Source organism: Chryseolinea sp. T2 (assembly GCF_037203685.1).
Classification (GTDB): Bacteria; Bacteroidota; Bacteroidia; order Cytophagales; family Cyclobacteriaceae; genus Chryseolinea.
Window position 1 is genome coordinate 1010463 of sequence record NZ_JBBCAU010000002.1, and the last position, 18041, is coordinate 1028503.

Below are 18041 nucleotides of genomic sequence, written 5' to 3' on the forward strand. Positions count from 1 at the left end.
ATTGAATAGACAACTACACAGTGTTGGCCGGCGCGTTCTTAGTATAGTTCAAAAGGTTCTCTTCTGTGACGCGCAGAATTCGCGTTCTCGCCTCGAGACTGAGCCAGGCATTATGCGGAGTGATCAGACAATTAGGTGCACTAAGGAGAGGATTGTTTGCAGGCGGAGGTTCAACTGAAAGAACATCAAGCGCTGCATGGGCAATGGTTCCTTCCCGGAGGGCATCGGCAAGATCCTGTTCGTCTATCAGTGCGCCCCGTGAAGTGTTGATCAGCCAGGCGTTTCGTTTCATTTTACTGAGTAGCGCGCGGTTGATGAACCTGGTGTTGTCTTTCGTGAGCGGGCAATGCAACGACACGATATCACTTTCGGCCATCAGCTTGTCCAGTGGTGCATATTCTCCCTTTGCTTCAGGCTTTGGAGTACGGCTGTGATACAGGACACGCATGTCGAACGCCTCTGCAAGACGGGCAACCTGGCTGCCAATTCTTCCGAGGCCTACGATGCCCAGCGTTTTTCCCTGCAGTTCCATCAGTGGACCTTTCGAGAAAGCAAAGTCAGGACACGCGACCCAGGCGCCATCAGCAACGGCCCGGCTATTGGCGCCAACAAGATTGGCAAGCTCCAGGATGAGGGCAAAAGTATGCTGCGCGACGGAGGCGGTCCCATAGTCGGGAACATTGCAAACAACTACACTCTTCTCTCTGGCTGCCGCTACGTCTACAATATTATACCCCGTAGCGGTCACGAGTATCAGTTTCAATCGTTCTGCCTGCTTAATGAGTGCGGCATCTAATGGTGCCTTGTTGGTGATGATGATGTCGGCAGATTTGCAACGCGCGGCCATTTCTGCCGCGGGTGTACGATCGTAATAGGTTACATCACCATATCGTTCGATACCTTTCCAGTCGAGGTCTCCCGGATTGAGAGTGTATCCGTCTGCTATAACAATTTTGAACTTATCGGATTGCTTCACGTTCGATTTTAACTGATTAATGTACGATTAATGCAGCGGATGCTCAACTTACCGGCACCCGCCTCTCTCAATACTATCATTGTCAACTCAGAACCGAATGCTAATGTAGTGACCACATCCATTGCAGGATACGCAGATTACGAAAAATGATGCTGCCGTAAAGAAAAGTTTTTATTACATTCATCGGTTGTGCAGTGCCCAACCGAGGGCAGAGGCATTAATCCGATCTCATGCAGTGGACACAGGTAGTATATCCATTCGATAGCCTCGCCCTCTCAGCGATGGTTGCCGCCATTCCCGTAGTCTTCATTTTCACGGCCCTCATGCTGAAGATGAAGGGTTATCTGGCCAGTATCCTCACCCTCTGTATTGCATTGGTCCTGGCCCTGACACTATACGGCATGCCGGCTCCGCTGGCGGCCTTCTCCGCATTGCAGGGCGCGTTGTACGGATTATTTCCAATATGCTGGATCATTCTGGGGCCAGTGTTTCTCTTCAATCTTACCGTGAAGAGCGGTCAGTTTGCCATCATCCGTGATTTTATGGCAACGATCACCCCCGACAGGCGGCTGCAGGCACTGCTTATTGCATTTTCATTCGGAGCATTTCTCGAAGGATCGGCTGGATTCGGAGCGCCGGTTGCTATCTCGGCGGCAATGCTGATCGGGCTTGGTTTTAATCCATTGTATGCCGCCGGGCTTTGCCTCATTGCGAATACCGCACCCGTTGCTTTCGGTTCGATCGGTATTCCCATCATCATGGCTTCACGCATTTCTGATTTACCTGAGCTGGCCATCTCACAAATGGTGGGACGAACGCTTCCCTTGCTTTCACTGCTGCTACCGCTTTATCTGGTAGTGATCATGGCCGGGTTTCGGCGCGCCTGGGAAGTGTGGCCGGCAATTCTGGTTTCAGGCCTTTCATTTTCATTCTTTCAATGGTTCACTGCAAACTATCTGGGACCAATGCTGCCGGATGTCCTCGCAGGAATCGCCTCCATTCTCTGTGTCCTGCTTCTTGTTCGCTTCTGGCGGCCCCGGAGCACTTGGGAATTTTCAGGGGAGGACCGGTTCAATTCGGGTAGTCCGACCGTTGTAAGTGGCAATTCACTGAAATACACCGGGGGTGAAATACTGCGTGCGTGGTCGCCTTATCTCATCATGACATTGTTTATTGTCACCTGGGGCCTTGCGCCGGTGAAGGCGACGTTAAATGATCTGGCATTGTTCAAGATCCACTTGCCATTTATCCACGATTCAATCTATTCACCATCCGGCGCTTTACTCGAGGTGAAGCCTTACGAGATTAACCTGCTGTCTGCTCCGGGTTCTGCAGTTCTCTTCGCAGCAATTATATCTGTGCCTGTATCCGGTCTGACGTGGCGTGATGCCGTTCAAATATATGGTAAGACTTTAAAGCAGTTGCGCTGGGCCATACTTACTATTGCCAGTGTTGTCGCCTTCGCTTTTGTGGCGAACTATTCCGGCATGTCATTAACGCTTGGGCTGGCCCTTGCCGCCACCGGCGTTCTGTTTCCATTCTTCTCACCAATACTAGGTTGGATAGGCGTTTTCATTACAGGCTCAGATACATCATCCAATGCCTTGTTCTGTAAGCTGCAGGCTGCCACTGCCGACACGATAGGAGTAGACCCTGTTGTGACAGTTGCTGCGAATGCTTCCGGTGGCGTTACAGGGAAAATGATTTCACCTCAATCTGTTGCAACGGCTGCTGCTGCCGTAGGACTCGCTGGTAAGGAGTCGGACCTCTTTCGCTTTACGGTAAGACACAGCTTGCTCATGTTGTTTATTATCTCAATCCTCGTTATGCTGCAGGCCTATGTTTTCACGGGAATAATTCCTGAATACGAAGTAGTGAAGAGCGTTAGTGCAGTTCAACCCGGAAGCTCCGGCTGGCCATATCTCATTGGCCTCGGCGTAGCGCTGTTTCTTCTGATTATTGTTCTGACTGCAGGACGAAAAACAGCGACTTCAAACAGGTCATGAATTATTTTTAATTCGCCTTGCGATAATTGAATACTGCCAGGCTATTCAGTACCACTGCGAATGCTGCGACAGTAATCATGTGACCGGCGATATCCGCGAACCTGCTTCCTTTCAGTACAACCATGCGCATCACGTCAACAAGATAATACACCGGGTTGGCACGTGTAAGGGCTTTGGCCCAATCAGGCATGCCATCAGTTGAAGTAAACAGTCCGCTCATAAGGATAAAAATCATCATGAAAAAGAACATGATGAACATCGCCTGTTGCTGAGTGTCGCAAAACGTCGACACCAAAAGACCCAGTCCCAGCACGCACAGCAGGTATACACCGATAAAGGAATACAAAAGAAGAAGGTTGCCAGCGGGAACAATTCCGTAAGCCAGCCAGGAGATAAGCATACCTATGCTGAATACGATGTTGCCAAGCACCCAAAAGGGAATAAGCTTGCCGAGAATGAAGTGATGTTTGCGTATGGGCGTCACGTTAATCTGTTCGATCGTGCCGATTTCCTTTTCCTTCACGATGTTCAGGGCGGAAAGAAAACCTCCGATCATCGTCACCAGGATCGACAGTATTCCGGGCACCATGAATATCCTGTAATTGAGATGCACATTAAACCAGTTGGACGAAGTCAGAACGATGGACGGAATTGACGGGACGTTTCCGGTTTGAAGCAGGTCCACCTGAATGTCTCGATTGAATCGCTGAATAATGACATTCAAATAAGCCCCTCCAAGGTTTGCCTTCGTGCCATTGATGGCATTAACGGCGACGAACAATTTCCCGGCATCCCCGCTCACGAGATCTCTTTCAAAATGATCGGGTACCTCCAGGACCAGATCTGCTTCGTCGCTTTCAATTCTTTTGTAAGATTCATCATATGAATCATCATAACTCACTAGTCTGAAGTAGCCTGAACTGGTAATGTCTGATAATAGTTTCTGAGAGTAAGGCGAACGGTCTCGATCTACTACGGCAAGATTTACATTCCTGACTTCATAGTCTGCGGCCAAAGGAAGGATCAGTAGCTGTACCGTGGGCATCACTACGATCATGGCAAGGATCACCCTGTTCCGGAATATTTGCCGGAATTCCTTCTGCAGCAGAAAGCGTATTGTTCTCATGCTAATCGGATCTTGAAGTTCTTCAGACTGAGAGCCATCATAAATAGTGTTAGACCAGCAAGTATTAATGTTTCTTTCCAGATATCGCTAAATCCAAGACCCTTTATCATCACCGACTTTACAATGATATAATACCACTTTGCCGGAACGATGTTGGAAATGATCTGCAGCGGGATCGGCATATTTTCTATAGGAAACATGAAGCCGCTGAAAAGAATGGTAGGAAGCATCATGCCCATTAACGAAATAAGCATGGCTACCTGCTGCGAGCTTGTTTTTACTGAGATGAAGATTCCAATTGTAAGACAGGTAATGATGAAAAGTATGCTTTCCGCCATCAGCAGCGCAAGGCTACCATTGACTGGAAGATGCAGGACGTAAACGCTGAGCAGCAGTATAGAGATTACATTGATGATCGATAGGATCAGGTAGGGGACTGCCTTCGATATCATCACCAACAGTGGTTGAAAGGGTGACACCAGCAGCACTTCCATAGTTCCCATTTCTTTTTCACGCACTATCGAAACGGCAGTCATCATTACGCATACCAGCATCAGCACGAGTGCCATAACTCCAGGAACGAAATTGTGAACACCCTTGAGCTGCGGATTGTAAAGCATACGCATTTCTGTTTTGATGGAAAACGCTGGCGCATTGGGAGATGACAGTTCCTGTTGATAGTCAAGCAGCACGGCATTGACATAATTCGTGAGTGTAGTGGCCACGTTGGGATCTGAAGCATCGGCCAATACCTGTACCTCGGCGGTATTGTCGTGGGCGAGGCGCTGTTCAAACTGTACCGGAAAGACGATCACCAGTTTAGCATTGCCACTGCGGAACACACTGGTCATTTGATGAGGATCGGTAATGGTTTCAGTGATATCAAAATACCGGCTTGCCGATAACCGTTCAATAATCCTTCGTGTAGCGTTGTCGTTAGACTGATCAACGATTGCAATGCGCGCGTTGCTTACTTCGTTGGTGAGGGCAAATCCAAAGATCAGGATCTGTACGACCGGCATACCAAAGAGAATCAGCAACGTCTTCCGGTCCCGGAGCACGTGGGCAAATTCTTTGCGAAGGAAGGTGGCGAACCGTTTCATCTGATTTTATAGATTAATTAATCGCTTCTGCGGGCACCGCGTGCCAGCACGTAAAAGACCTCTTCCATGGATTTTGCATTATACTTTTGCTTCAGCCTCGAAGGCTCATCAAGCGCTTCAATCTTTCCATCCACCATGATCGAAATGCGATTACAGTATTCGGCCTCATCCATATAATGTGTCGTTACAAAAACTGTGACACCACTATCCGCAGCGGCATAAATCATTTCCCAGAATTGACGACGCGTAACAGGATCCACACCGCCGGTAGGCTCATCCAGAAAAACAACTCTCGGGTCATGCAGTACAGCCACCGAGAATGCAAGCTTCTGCTTCCAGCCCAGAGGTAGCGTAGCCACCAGACTTTTTGCTTCCTTTTCGAGTCCAAGTCTTTTGATAAGGTCGCTGCTCTTGCTTTTAATCTGTTCGTTGCTCAGACCATAGATGCCGCCAAAGAATTGAATGTTTTCGAGAACCGTAAGGTCGTCGTATAGCGAGAATTTCTGACTCATGTAACCGATGTGCTTCTTAATCTGTTCGCGCTGCCGGTATACATCGAACCCTGCAATAGTAGCGCTTCCCGAGGTGGGCACCGACAGGCCGCACAACATTCGCATGGCTGTAGTTTTGCCTGCCCCATTAGCGCCCAGAAATCCAAAGATCTCACCACGGTACACGTTTAGGGTGATAGCATTGGTAGCTATAAAGTCACCGAACTTCTTGGTGAGTTCGTGCGCTTCGATTACTGTAGTTGTTGCTGGCATCATATTGATATCACCTCCTGAGCTTCCTTTCTTCATTCTTTTGAAGACCGACCGGCTCCTCTCTTTTGCCGAGCAGCCTGATAAATACATCTTCGACGGTTACTTCTGCCGAATCAATCTCTGCGCCGTCGATTCCCGCTTCACTCAACCATCGTTGCAGCGCATGTACATCATTGTTCTTCACGGCAACATGGGCATACTCACCAAAGGCATAGCTGTTTATGGCTTCGGGGTAAGAGGGTAGTGCGTTCAGCAGTGCGTGCATGTTGGCTGCCTTTACAGCCAACAATGTATCGCCATAAGAAGCAGTAATTCTTTGCGGGCTGTCGATGGCCAGTATCTGTCCTTCCTGAATGAGTGCAATCCGATCACAACGGTTGGCCTCGTCCATGTATGGAGTTGACACCAGTATGGTGATGGACTGTTGTTTCAGTCGTTCGAGCATGTCCCAGAATTCGCGACGCGACACCGGGTCGACGCCGGTCGTAGGTTCGTCAAGAAACAGTACTGTCGGTTTATGAATGAGCGCACAGCACAAGGCCAGCTTCTGTTTCATACCGCCGGAGAGTTTTCCTGCCCGGCGATCCGCAAACTTTTCAATTTGTATGTAGATGTCTTTTATCAGTTCATAGTTCTCTTCGATGGTTGTTCCAAACACAGTGGCAAAGAAGTTGAGGTTCTCGCGTACAGTCAGGTCCTGATAAAGGGAAAATTTGCCGGGCATGTAGCCGACAGTATTTCGTATCGAGCGGTATTCCTTCACGATATCATAGCCGTCGACAGCAGCGCTTCCGCCGTCGGGTAGGAGGAGCGTTGTAAGCATCCGGAAGATACTTGTCTTGCCGGCGCCATCGGGACCGATAAGGCCAAAGAGCTCACCTTTTTCAACGGAGAACGTTACGCGATCAACCGCGACCTTTTTTTCTTTGCCGTACGTCTTGGTTAGTTCCTTTAATTGAATCATGCTATGCCGGATTTTCTTTCATTGACCGTTGCATTATCCGCTGCTGCGGGCATGTCGCTAGTGTGAAGGCTGGAACTTAACTTCGCCATACATTCCAATTTTCAGACGGCCATCGTTCGGTACTCTTATCTTGACGGCGTACACCAGATTAGCACGCTCATCTTTTGTTTGTATGGTCTTCGGCGTGAACTCTGCCTTGTCGCTGATCCATTCGATTTTTCCTTCGCTCTCATGTGACTGGTTGTCGGCGGCATCGGTAAACACCTTCACTGCCTGAGCAATTTTAATGGCAGGAAGTTGTTCACCGGTAACATAGGTGCGCAATACGAGTGTAGACAGATCGGCGACCTTATACAGTGCCTTTCCGGGATTTGTCATTTCAAAGGCCTCAGCGTACTTCACCAGAACCGTGCCCGCGACGGGATTAACGATACGGCAGCGGTACAGCTGGTCGTTTAGTTGTTCGATCTGTACCTGGAGAGGAAGTACATCTTCTCCTATGCTGTTCTTTGTTACAGAGAGTGTGGATTGTTGTCCTTCGATCTGTCGCTCGATGACCGCCACCTGCGCAGTGGCATCATCATATTGCTTGGGTGTAGCGGCGTCGGCCTTGAGAAGACGAGCCACCCGTTGCTGCTCGTTCCGGGCGTGGTCCAATTGTGCGTATAGGGCTGAGAGTTGCTTTGAAACGTTCGGTGTTCGGGCAACGACTGCCCTTATCTGTGCCTGAAGTTGTTTCTTCCTGAGATAAAGCTGTACGCTGTCGATGTATCCTATTTGTTCTCCTTCTTTGACTACCTGGCCTTCCTCTACATTGAATGCTTTAAGCACACCGCTGGCCTCAGCCGAAACAATTGTTTCCACCGCCTCAAATGTTCCCGACGCATCGTACTTGTCTTCCTTCGTCGAGCAACGCATAATTATCAATGCCATAGCAACTATGCCAAGCCTTATAAAACAACTATTGACCTTATTCATGAGTAAGAAATTATTGTCAGAGATCTTTCTTGATACCTTATCGATGCTGGAAATTCTTAATTCTTAATTCTTAATTCTTAATTAATGGTCTATTCCCCTCGTTGTCTGCAGTTCGTATTGCGCCGACAGCATCCGGATATCGTGTAGTACCTTCGACTGCCGGGCCAGATTTTCAGCCTGCACTTCCCTTAAGTATTCTCTCGAATCAATTACCCCGTTTTCAAGTTGCACATAAGCCGTCTCCTTGATCCGGACGCGCAGAACAATGATCTCGTCGTCGCTGGCCGACAGTTGAGCAAACCGATCGATTTCCGACTTCTGCTGACGACCCTGGTACCCAATGTTGAAGAGAAATACCTCCTGTTGAACATTGACGCCATTGCGGCGGACGTTGATCAATTCTTTGTCGCGTCTCCTGTTATAAAATCCGGTAAGGTTCCAATTAAGTCTGAAGCCGACGATGTAATAGGTATCCGGATTGTTCTCGAGCATGTTCAGCGCGGGCCGTCCGTATCCTCCCTGCACGAAGGTGGATAGCCGTGGCGTTATGATGGTGTTTAGTCGCTTGTTCTCAACATCGAGCATGTCGCGTTGATATTCGTACAACTGCATTTCCGGGCGACTGACGTCATCGCCAGGGGTGAGGTAAGATGGTTTAATCAGGGCGCCTGGGGCAATCTCCTGCCCGATGAGAAGGCCCAGCATTTCCAGATATGCCGTGCGCATGCTGATCAGGTCAATGTCCACCTGACGGTTCCTCAACAGTTCGGCGCGCAACAGTTCTGCGCTGCTCTTCAATGCTGTGCCGTTGGCAATCGATGCTTCTGCGAGTTTTAGTCCGTTCTGCAGGTCCTCGCGTATCAGCACCTGTTGCTCCAGCTGGCCATCCAGCAGTAGAATACCGAAATAGAGTTGATTGACCCGTTCGTGCAGCTTGTATAATTCCACGTCGAGTGATTGTTCTTCGACTCTCGCGTTAGCAGCTATGGCCTGCTTTTGACTATGGACCACCCCGCCGTCGTATAGAGGCAACATGACGTCGCCATACGCCTTGTATTGATTCTTGCTGACCGGCGGAATGAGAGGCTCAACACCGGGAACCGATGGCACGCCGGTTACGTCAGACTGATAAGTTTGCTGCGCATTTACCGAAACAGTGGGCAGGTAGCCGGTGGTCGCGTTCTGAAGATTATAGTCACGCGATTTAAGTATAAGCTCGCGCTGTTTAATAAGCGGATAATTTTCGGTGGCGAGCCTGTAACACTGATCCAGTGACAGCTGCGCACTGGCGTTTATCGTAATAACCATCAAACCAAATGAAATGGCCAGGATTGAAAGTGCTTTCATAGTGCCTGTGTTTTTGAATGCTACGCCTGGGTTAAACGTGTGATTTAATCATTTGTTTAAATATTAGGCAAAGAATACTGTTGTTTTTTAGTCACAGAAACTGCGACTCCGCGGCCTCGTTTTTTAAATTGGTGACATTACGAGATTTATATTGTTGCCAATATCGCCTTCATCCACTTCGGGATGAGCTTTTTACGCACTGCCATTTGTGCTTTGAAATCCTTTTCAGAGAGTAGCTTTGTCTGCTCGAGCACAGGTTTCATCACAAACGGGAAAACGACCAAACCAAGAAGGTTCATCATAAACTGCAATGGATGAAGGCCCTTATGCTGTTTCCTGATTTGCTTCATGAAATCGGACTCCAGCACTTTTGCCAGCGAAAACCTGGAAGCAAACTGCGCCGGATTCATCCTGACTTCACTTAGAATAAAGATCGGCAGATCCGGATTCTCACTCAGAAGGTCAATATAATTTTCAACTACTGTTGAAGTCTTCTCCTCCAATGTCATAGACTTGTTTTCAAGGGCGCCCCATACGACGCTAAAGAACTTCGTCATCTTTTCCACCATTACAATTTCAAAGAGCTTTTCCTTGCTCCGGAAGTAATAGTTCAAAAGAGCCAGGTTCATGCCCGCCTCCTCAGCGATATCCCTTGTACGCGTAGCAGCATAACCCTTTCGGGTAAAGACAGCGCTGGCCGCGGCCTTGATTTTTTCTTCAGTAGATAGACTTTCTGTTGTTGCTTTCTTCTTTTTCGCCATATTCCATGAACTGATTCTGTCCCTGCTCACTGCAAAGGATGTAAATAGTTCAGATTAATCAAAGGTTTTAATCAAATGATTAAATATGCGCCGCTGATTAAGAATGCGTCGCGCGTGGCGCTGATAGTGAACTATTTCGTAACAGGGAAAAATTGTTGCGAGGGATTATTGAGCTTATACTCTGCTCAGCCAATTGAGAATAAAGTCGGCATCTTCCCTCCAGGTCGGCTGGCCCAGCACGAAATGATTTCGTCCCGGAAACTCCTTGTATTCTGTAATGGAGCCATCCTGCGGATACCGTTTGAAGTTTCGCAGATTCAGGTGTGCGGGAATGATTGTGTCCTGATCACCGGATGTCAATAATAACGGCGCGTGTGGCTTATTCCAATCTACTTTGGCGGCATTAGTCAGTCCTCCGCGAGCAACGCGTTTTGACTCCGGGATTGTATTTTCCAGATAGGTCTTCTGTTGTTCAGCCAGCGGCATTCCATTTACGAATGCGTATTGCCAGTCCTTAAACGACATCAGGTAAGTCTTTCTCAGCGAGGTAAACAAGCCCAACGCTTTCCAGCCGGCCCTGAGAAATGAGAACTCGTACGGAACCACACCCAGCGGAGGCACAGAATGTATGGCAACTCCGGCAGTCGCCAGTCCGCGGTTCACGATGATTTGTGTGATCAGTCCACCCAGTGAATGGCCGATTACAATAGGCTTTTCCGGGAATGCCCGCACGATGCTCATATAGTGTTCAACGAGCTCGCTTAGGGTGAGGTCGGCAAGGTCAGTATCATATGGCTGGCGGTCGCGCAGCACTTCGGGTGAAAGGTCCTTAAAGGGCCACGGTGGGGCTATTGTATTATAGCCATGCTCTTCAAAATACGCTCTCCAGGGATTCCAACCCTGATGCGTTACAAATGCCCCCGTTATGAATATTACTTCTTTCGTGAGTACCATGCAGTGGTCAGCAGAATTTTTACGGCTTCGGCAACACATCGTATCTGGAGCAACTTGCTATTGTCTCCGGATAGTATACCCAATTTTCCAACTGTGTCCAGGGCTTTATCGGGGGTCCAAAGTCCTTTCTTAAATATATAATTCTTTCATTCACCTTTACCATGACGGCCGTTTTCTCACGGATAAAATTCCAAAGACTTCGATCAGCAGCTCAAGTGTTTAAACATTGAATGGACTGTATTGCTTATATAACCTATCTTGTTGGTTCTGTATTCAATTAGAAAGAGGCCATGACGAAACCTATACTTCGCCCCGCAACAGCCGACGATGCAATGGCCATTGCCAGGCTCCATGCAGCCAGCTGGATAATCGCATACCGGGGACTATTGTCAGACGAATACCTCGACAACGACCTGGCTGGGGAGCGGATAGCCTATTGGTCGAAGAAAATTCCTTTACTCTCGGAGCGCGAATTCATCATATTGGCAACGGATGGTCAGGACCATGCGGCGGGATTTATAGCCGTGATGGATCAACCGGAAATCGGATACAGTGCACTGGTGGACAACCTTCATGTGAGACCAGACCTGAAAGGTCAGGGCATCGGGAAGTCGTTGATGCAACAGGCTGCGCGTGTGCTGCTGAATTCAGGAAGGACCAGCTACTATCTCTGGGTGTTAAATGGCAATGATCCCGCATGCCGCTTCTACGAATCGATCGGCGGTGTCGCTGCCGATGAAACGACTGTCCACTTCGGAGGTAAGGATGTAAAGGCAACGCGCTACGTGTGGGAAACCTTCGACAAAGTACTTCAATGAACCGGGGCTAATACGCCCTTGCGTATTTTTACAGACGGTCTTAACGCAACTGTGATTAACTATAAATTGCCTGACAACAAATCTCCTATGCGCCTCCTACTTACCGTTATTCTGTCGCTGCATATTCTGATTGCGACAGCGCAGCCCGCCAAATATACTCTTCCAAGAAGCACACCTGAGGCTGAAGGTGTTTCCTCCAAAGGTTTACTGGCATTCCTTGATGCTGCTGCTAACAGCAAACATGAATTTCACAGCATCATGGTTCTCAGGCACGGAAAGGTCATTGCCGAAGGATGGTGGAATCCCTATGGTCCAACCTTAAAGCATACACTGTATTCATGCAGCAAAAGCTTTACTGCCACCGCCATTGATTTTGCAGTGACAGAAAAGAAACTGTCTGTCGAAGATCAGGTCATATCTTTCTTTCCAGACGATGTTCCGGCCAATCCATCAGACAATCTGAAGGCGCTTCGCATTAAACATCTGCTAAGTATGAGTGTGGGGCACGACAAAGATCCGACCGGTGCTACAAGAGGCAGCGACAACTGGATTCGTTCGTTCCTGGAGGTTCCTGTTGTGCATGAGCCAGGAACAAAGTTCGTTTACAATTCATTGGCTACCTACATGCTCTCGGCAATCGTTCAGAAAGTGACCGGGCAGACGGTACTCGAATACCTTAAACCCCGCTTGTTTACTCCGCTCGACATTTCAGGCATGGACTGGGAAACCGATCCGGATGGAATTAACACAGGTGGATGGGGACTGAGACTTAAGACGGAAGACATGGCCCGTTTCGGTCAGATGTTCCTTCAGAAAGGCAAGTGGAATGGAAAGCAGATTCTTCCGGAGTCATGGATCGAGGAGGCCTCAACGTCCAAGATCATTCAGGACCCAACAGCACCTCAGGCACGCAAGGATTCCAGCGATTGGTTGCAGGGCTACTGCTATCAAATGTGGCGCAGTCGCCATAACAGCTACCGCGGCGACGGCGCCTATGGCCAGTTTATACTCGTCTTGCCGGAACAGGACGCAGTGATTGCCATTACCGCGGAGACGCCCGATATGCAGGGCGAAATCAATTTGGTGTGGAAGTACATTCTCCCGAGCTTTTCACCATCGCGTATTCCATCCGACCGGACCTCAGAAAAGAAACTGAAGGCAAGGCTTTCGTCACTTGCGCTTACCCCGCCCGTTGGAGTCTCAGTTCCCGCAAGCGCTCAGAAGGTCAATGGCATAACTTACAGCATGTTCACCAATGACCGCCGCCTGAATAGCATGACTGCAAATTTCAATGCAGGTGGCTGTGAACTCGTGCTCAATACCGACTCCGTTGTACACAAGCTGAACTTCGGTCAGGGCAAGTGGGCATACAACGAAACACAAAAGTTCGGCCCCTACCTGGTTGCTGGCGCAAAAGCAAACCGCGTCGGACTTCCTCCGTTCAAAATCGCAGGCAGTTATTCCTGGAAGGATGAGAAAACTGTCGAGTTCATACTCCGATATATCGAAAGTCCTCATCATGAAGTAATCACCTGTACGTTCGAAGACGACTACGTCAACACTACTTTCCGCAGTTCATTCGACAAGAAGGAGAGAACAAGCCGCGGTGTCATACGAAAGTCGCTGGCGAATCCGCCAAGACTTATTGTGCGTGGAGACGACATGGGCTTCTCGCATTCCGGCAACCTCGCGCTCATTAAATCTTACCGCGAAGGGATAGAGACATCAATTGAAGTTATCGCGCCATCTCCGTGGTTTCCGGAGGCTGTAAAACTCCTTCAACAAAACCCACGGGCGGATGTCGGTCTGCACTTTGCTATTACCAGCGAATGGGACAACATCAAGTGGCGACCATTGAGTGTTTGTCCTTCAATCACCAATGAGGATGGTTACTTCTATCCGATGTTGTATAAGAACCGAAACTATCCTGGCCAGGCCGTGCTCGATCATGCATGGAAAATCGAGGACATCGAACGCGAGCTACGGGCGCAGATCAAACTGGCCCAAAAATACATTCCGGGTCTAACGCATATTTCCGGTCATATGGGTGCTACCGGTTTTGATCCCAACGTGAAGGCTATGGTGGCACGTGTGGCCGCCGAATTTCATCTGTCAACAGTAGATTCGGACCCTTCTAAAAATCAATTCTCATACGCACACGCCGAACTGCAGGGAAAGAACACAGAGCAACGTATCGAGGCATTTGTTAATATGCTAAATGGTCTGGAGGATGGAAAGACTTATGTATTTGTTGAACACCCTGGCCTAAACGACGATGAACTGAAAGCCATCAGTCACATCGGATACACTGACGTTGCCGAGGGGCGTCAGGATGTAACAACCATCTTCACGAGTGAGAAGGTGAGAGAAGCTATCGCGAGGAAGGGAATACGGTTGGTGAGTTATGAGGAGGAATTAAGAATTAAGAATTAAGAGTTAAGAATTAGCTACCGCCCTTACGGGCAGACGTATCCACGACCTTAGGTCGTGAACCCGGCGGCGTCAGCCGGTAGCTAATTCTTAACTCTTAATTCTTAATTCTTAATTCTTCTTCAGCGCCTGCTTGAAATATTTGCCCTGTCTCGTTGGTGTATAATTCCAGTCGCTGAACATCATTGGTGCCCAGTTAGGGTCAAAGATCCATACCACGTAGGATATGCCGCGGTCGGATGTGTACTTCGTAATGGCATCGCCGTACGACTCGTCACTAATCACTGGTATATGTGCGCCCTTTTCTTCCGCACCGCTGAATCCTATTTCGGTCAGCATCACAGGATACTTTTTCGCGACATAACCCCAGTCTTCAGTCCACTGTGATTCCCACGGCGGTTGTTTTTTCTGTGGATAAGGATGACTTACGTAAGCAATACCTTCAGCTTTAACCGGATTGTTAGCAACTTCTTTCAGGTCATAGGCCCAGTTGAAACCTGCAACCAACGGTATGGCTGTAGCTTTGCATGCCCTGATGATTCCGATGATTTCCTCCATCATCGATTTCCATTCTTCCCAGCTACACGTACCCAACTCACCACCCATAGTGGTAGGCTCGTTAAAGAGCTCGAAGAAGGCAACTGTTGAATTGTCCTTGTAATGCCGGGCAATTGTACGCCAGAATTCATAAGTCTCCTTTCGGGTTGTTTCATAATTCTTCGCCTGATACATTTCTGTCCGAAGGTTCCCAATGCTGTGCCAGTCGATGATGACATAAAGTCCCTGCGCCCGTGCCATAGCCACCCCTTTGTCAAGTAAGGCGAGATACGCCTTTTCACCGCGTTTTCTCCACGCCGTGGGATGTACCGGAAACCGAACGATGTTTGCTCCCCAGTTCTTGACCTCCCTGAAGTGGCGTTCATTCCACCGCCCCTCCGTAGCAAGTTTGTCCGGATCTGAAATGTTTAGTCCTTTAAAGACAATAGGCTTCCCGTTAACAACAAAGTTATTCCCCTCGACACTGACTGTTTCCATTTCAACTGGTGGTGTCGCTGGTGGTGGCGTTGCCTGGCCCCAGGCATGCAGAGCAGATATGATGAAAATCGCAATGAAAGAGGACGTTCGCTTCATGAAGAGTTTCCGGGATTTTCGTGTGCCTGTGCACACTTTACCAATATCGCAAATATTCAAACATCATGGGAATTGCAATGTAAACGGCCACTATATTTGACGTTCTACTGTCATTGAATCATTATGATCAGGCACTATTGGGTAACCGCTATTCGCAACCTGGCCCGCAATAAACGCTTCGTAACCATCAATGTGATTGGTCTATCACTGAGCATCGCCGTATTCCTTGCTCTCACCAGCTACGTGCAGTATCATCTTGGCTTCGACCAGTTTTATAATGACGGAGAGCGGATTTATCGCATCGACTATTTCGAATACCAGGATGGTCAGCCTGTACTTGAGAGCGCCCGTACTCACGACCGCACGGCTCTTTTGGTGCATTCATACGTGCCACAGGTCGAAGCGGTAACCAGAGTTTATAATGAACGTGCTTACATTTTTACTGAAGATGTAAAGATCGTCGACCAGGATATGCTCTATGTCGACAGTTCATTCTTCAAAGTGTTTCCTGTTGAACTTGTTTCCGGAGATGCTGACCAGGCACTGGTTCCACCGAAGTCAGTTGTTATTTCGGAGTCGGCTGCCCGTCAATATTTCGGAGATAAAGACCCGATGGGGAAGACCCTGTATTTCAACGAGCGTCTCCCATTTATGGTCACCGGTGTGTTCAAAGACATCCCTTCAACGGCTTCAATTGATTATGATTTTCTGCTCAGCTGGTCAACACTTAGCTTTTATGGCTGGGTGCCCCGCGACGGAACCTTTGATTCTCCATGGACTTTCACGTACGTGCGTCTTGCTCCTGCAGCGAAGGATATTCCTGCTATAGACAATGCGCTCACCAGGATTGCCAACGAGCACATGCATGCATTGAAACTCAAAGGCCACACCGCGCGACATACACTTAGACCTTATGAGGAATTACACTTTCTAAAACCTCTAACCGGCGAAGCAAAATCGCCCGTGAGTAAAGTACTGCTTTATACTCTGGTATCGCTTTCCATTTTCGTACTCCTCGCTGCGTGGATGAACTACATTAACCTTTCCCTGGCGCAATCGCTCACACGAACCGGTGAGATGGGGGTCAGGAGGGCTTTCGGTGCTTCAAGAACGATCATTGGCGGGCAATTCTTTATGGAGGCTGTAATTGTCGCTGTCGTAACGTTTACCCTGGGCGCCACAACGTATTGGCTACTCACAGGCCCTTATAACACCTTGTTGTTTGATGGAGTTGTTTTTGCGCAGCCCAACCTCAGCACGTGGCTAATGTACGGACTGGGGTTTGTGTTAGCCACATCACTGGTTTCATTTTATCCATGTTATTTCATCACCAGGTTCAAGCCTGTTGCCATGTTGAGGAACAAGCTCGGTGCGGGAAAAGGTCATGCCCATATCCTTCAAAGAACATTGATGGTGTTTCAGCTTTTTCTCGCCGTTGCTGTTGTCGGTGTTACCTATGTTGCACGCAAGCAAATCTATTTTATGCGGGAGCTCGATGCCGGATTTAACACGGAACAAACCATCAGCCTGCGCGGCGCAGCCTCAACGAATTCTGATTCCCTCCGATACGTGAGGTATTCATCTTTCAGAAATGAAGTTCTGCAGCATCCTCAGTTTATCAGCGGTGCTTCGGCATTTAACATTCCCGGACAGGAGATAAGATTTCACGATGAATCTCTTCACGCAGTTGGATCCGAGAATCTGAAGAAGCAATCTTTTGGAGTGATGTGGATCGATGAAGGCTTCCAGGAGACATTCGATATGAAACTGATTGGCGGCCGTAATTTTGCACTTCGCGAGTCGAAGCAATCCTGCATTGTGAATGAAACCGCAGCTATAGCGCTCGGATTTTCGAATCCGTCTCTCGCTGTAGGCAATACACTTATTGGTGAAGGCAACGCTCGTTATAACATCGTAGGTGTATGGAAGGACTATCATCACGAATCCATGCACAAACCGATTACACCGGCAATGTTTATTTTCCGTCATCCGTTTGAATATGGTTACATTTCTTTCAAGCTCGCCTCATCAAAGGGAAAGTTTATGACAGTTCTGGAGGAGATATGGAAAAAACATTATCCCAACGATACGTTTACCTGCTACTTTATGAGTTCGTTTTTCGAAGACCAATACGCTTCTGACAGGCTGTTTGCCAAACTCCTGGGAATATTTGGATTTATCTCAGTTACAATTGCAAGCCTTGGACTGTTGGGAATGGCGTCGTTGTCTATGGTTAAGCGAACAAAGGAAATTGGGGTTCGCAAAGTACTGGGTGCTTCGATAAGCAACATTCTGCTTATGCTCGCGAAGGAGTATGTTCTGCTGCTCTCGATCAGTTCCATCCTGGCGTTTCCATTAATATGGTACGCGACGTCTAAGTGGATTGAAGGCTTTAGCTATAAAATCGAATTGCAATGGTGGATGATTCTTGTGCCGGGATTGCTGGTAATGATGGTTTCACTTGTAGCGATATCTGGCCAGGCGATTCGGGCGGCCATGACGAATCCGACGAAGGTGCTGAGAGACCAGTAGAAGTTCCTCCTGAGTCCTTTAGTCCTTAGTCCTGAGTTTGGTCTTTAGTCTTTTAGTTACCAGTTAGGGCAGAATTCAGCCTGAGTCTTGTTAACAAGAGGTCGCATCACTTAATACTCAAAATACTCCAAACCAATACTCAGGACTAAGG

General features: G+C 48.4%; 14 protein-coding genes. 4 read left to right on the top strand and 10 right to left on the bottom strand.

Annotated elements, in window-relative coordinates; all coding sequences use genetic code 11:
- Window positions 1-13: 13 nt before the first annotated feature.
- Window positions 14-976, bottom strand: a complete 963-nt coding sequence (locus WBG78_RS08925; RefSeq protein WP_337326059.1) for a D-2-hydroxyacid dehydrogenase — start codon at window positions 974-976, stop codon at window positions 14-16.
- A 230-nt stretch (window positions 977-1206) separates the two neighbouring features.
- On the opposite strand from WBG78_RS08925, the gene WBG78_RS08930 reads away from it, so the two are divergent.
- Entirely contained in the window at window positions 1207-2982 is a 1776-nt protein-coding gene (locus WBG78_RS08930) for an L-lactate permease (protein WP_337326060.1), read from the top strand.
- Window positions 2983-2989: 7 nt separating this feature from the next.
- Here the strand turns inward: WBG78_RS08930 and WBG78_RS08935 are convergent, their stop codons facing one another.
- The 8 genes from WBG78_RS08935 to WBG78_RS08970 form a co-directional block, all read right to left on the bottom strand.
- Window positions 2990-4108 (bottom strand): ABC transporter permease, encoded by a 1119-nt coding sequence (locus WBG78_RS08935; RefSeq protein ID WP_337326061.1) that lies wholly within the window; start codon window positions 4106-4108, stop codon window positions 2990-2992.
- Window positions 4105-5211 carry an ABC transporter permease gene (locus tag WBG78_RS08940; protein ID WP_337326062.1) on the bottom strand — a complete coding sequence of 369 codons (1107 nt, stop codon included), beginning with the start codon at window positions 5209-5211 and terminating at the stop codon, window positions 4105-4107. Before WBG78_RS08940 ends, WBG78_RS08935 begins: the two co-directional genes overlap by 4 nt.
- Before the next feature lie 17 nt (window positions 5212-5228).
- Window positions 5229-6011 carry an ABC transporter ATP-binding protein gene (locus tag WBG78_RS08945; RefSeq protein ID WP_443092773.1) on the bottom strand — a complete coding sequence of 261 codons (783 nt, stop codon included), beginning with the start codon at window positions 6009-6011 and terminating at the stop codon, window positions 5229-5231.
- On the bottom strand, window positions 5986-6939 hold the full coding sequence (locus WBG78_RS08950; RefSeq protein ID WP_337326063.1) for an ABC transporter ATP-binding protein: 954 nt from the start codon (window positions 6937-6939) through the stop codon (window positions 5986-5988). The genes WBG78_RS08945 and WBG78_RS08950 overlap by 26 nt, the downstream gene beginning before the upstream one ends.
- A 57-nt stretch (window positions 6940-6996) precedes the next feature.
- A complete protein-coding gene (locus WBG78_RS08955) occupies window positions 6997-7917 on the bottom strand; it encodes an HlyD family secretion protein (RefSeq protein WP_337326064.1) in 921 nt (306 codons plus the stop codon).
- 81 nt (window positions 7918-7998) lie between these two features.
- Window positions 7999-9264 carry a TolC family protein gene (locus WBG78_RS08960; protein WP_337326065.1) on the bottom strand — a complete coding sequence of 422 codons (1266 nt, stop codon included), beginning with the start codon at window positions 9262-9264 and terminating at the stop codon, window positions 7999-8001.
- Between the two features lie 146 nt (window positions 9265-9410).
- Window positions 9411-10055, bottom strand: a complete 645-nt coding sequence (locus WBG78_RS08965) for a TetR/AcrR family transcriptional regulator (RefSeq protein ID WP_337326066.1) — start codon at window positions 10053-10055, stop codon at window positions 9411-9413.
- A gap of 144 nt (window positions 10056-10199) precedes the next feature.
- Window positions 10200-10979, bottom strand: coding sequence for an alpha/beta hydrolase (locus WBG78_RS08970; RefSeq protein ID WP_337326067.1), 780 nt, complete (start codon window positions 10977-10979; stop codon window positions 10200-10202).
- Between the two features lie 290 nt (window positions 10980-11269).
- Between WBG78_RS08970 and WBG78_RS08975 the strand changes: the two genes are divergently transcribed.
- Window positions 11270-11797 carry a GNAT family N-acetyltransferase gene (locus WBG78_RS08975; protein WP_337326068.1) on the top strand — a complete coding sequence of 176 codons (528 nt, stop codon included), beginning with the start codon at window positions 11270-11272 and terminating at the stop codon, window positions 11795-11797.
- Window positions 11798-11884: 87 nt separating this feature from the next.
- Window positions 11885-14230: a ChbG/HpnK family deacetylase gene (locus tag WBG78_RS08980; RefSeq protein WP_337326069.1), complete on the top strand. Its 2346-nt coding sequence runs from the start codon at window positions 11885-11887 to the stop codon at window positions 14228-14230.
- A 108-nt stretch (window positions 14231-14338) separates the two neighbouring features.
- Here WBG78_RS08980 and WBG78_RS08985 read toward each other — a convergent pair whose 3' ends face one another.
- Window positions 14339-15358 (bottom strand): glycoside hydrolase family 5 protein, encoded by a 1020-nt coding sequence (locus WBG78_RS08985; protein ID WP_337326070.1) that lies wholly within the window; start codon window positions 15356-15358, stop codon window positions 14339-14341.
- A 123-nt stretch (window positions 15359-15481) separates the two neighbouring features.
- Between WBG78_RS08985 and WBG78_RS08990 the strand changes: the two genes are divergently transcribed.
- Complete coding sequence (locus WBG78_RS08990) at window positions 15482-17890, top strand: ABC transporter permease (RefSeq protein WP_337326071.1); 2409 nt, start codon at window positions 15482-15484, stop codon at window positions 17888-17890.
- The last annotated feature ends 151 nt before the right edge of the window (window positions 17891-18041 follow it).

Excerpts from the sequence above, each read along its gene's own strand:
- WBG78_RS08930 (WP_337326060.1), top strand. The coding sequence starts at position 1,207 with ATGCAGTGGACACAGGTAGTATATCCATTCGATAGCCTCGCCCTCTCA.
- WBG78_RS08935 (WP_337326061.1), bottom strand. The coding sequence starts at position 4,108 with ATGAGAACAATACGCTTTCTGCTGCAGAAGGAATTCCGGCAAATATTC.
- WBG78_RS08940 (WP_337326062.1), bottom strand. The coding sequence starts at position 5,211 with ATGAAACGGTTCGCCACCTTCCTTCGCAAAGAATTTGCCCACGTGCTC.
- WBG78_RS08945 (WP_443092773.1), bottom strand. The coding sequence starts at position 6,011 with ATGAAGAAAGGAAGCTCAGGAGGTGATATCAATATGATGCCAGCAACA.
- WBG78_RS08950 (WP_337326063.1), bottom strand. The coding sequence starts at position 6,939 with ATGATTCAATTAAAGGAACTAACCAAGACGTACGGCAAAGAAAAAAAG.
- WBG78_RS08955 (WP_337326064.1), bottom strand. The coding sequence starts at position 7,917 with ATGAATAAGGTCAATAGTTGTTTTATAAGGCTTGGCATAGTTGCTATG.
- WBG78_RS08960 (WP_337326065.1), bottom strand. The coding sequence starts at position 9,264 with ATGAAAGCACTTTCAATCCTGGCCATTTCATTTGGTTTGATGGTTATT.
- WBG78_RS08970 (WP_337326067.1), bottom strand. The coding sequence starts at position 10,979 with ATGGTACTCACGAAAGAAGTAATATTCATAACGGGGGCATTTGTAACG.
- WBG78_RS08975 (WP_337326068.1), top strand. The coding sequence starts at position 11,270 with ATGACGAAACCTATACTTCGCCCCGCAACAGCCGACGATGCAATGGCC.
- WBG78_RS08980 (WP_337326069.1), top strand. The coding sequence starts at position 11,885 with ATGCGCCTCCTACTTACCGTTATTCTGTCGCTGCATATTCTGATTGCG.
- WBG78_RS08985 (WP_337326070.1), bottom strand. The coding sequence starts at position 15,358 with ATGAAGCGAACGTCCTCTTTCATTGCGATTTTCATCATATCTGCTCTG.
- WBG78_RS08990 (WP_337326071.1), top strand. The coding sequence starts at position 15,482 with ATGATCAGGCACTATTGGGTAACCGCTATTCGCAACCTGGCCCGCAAT.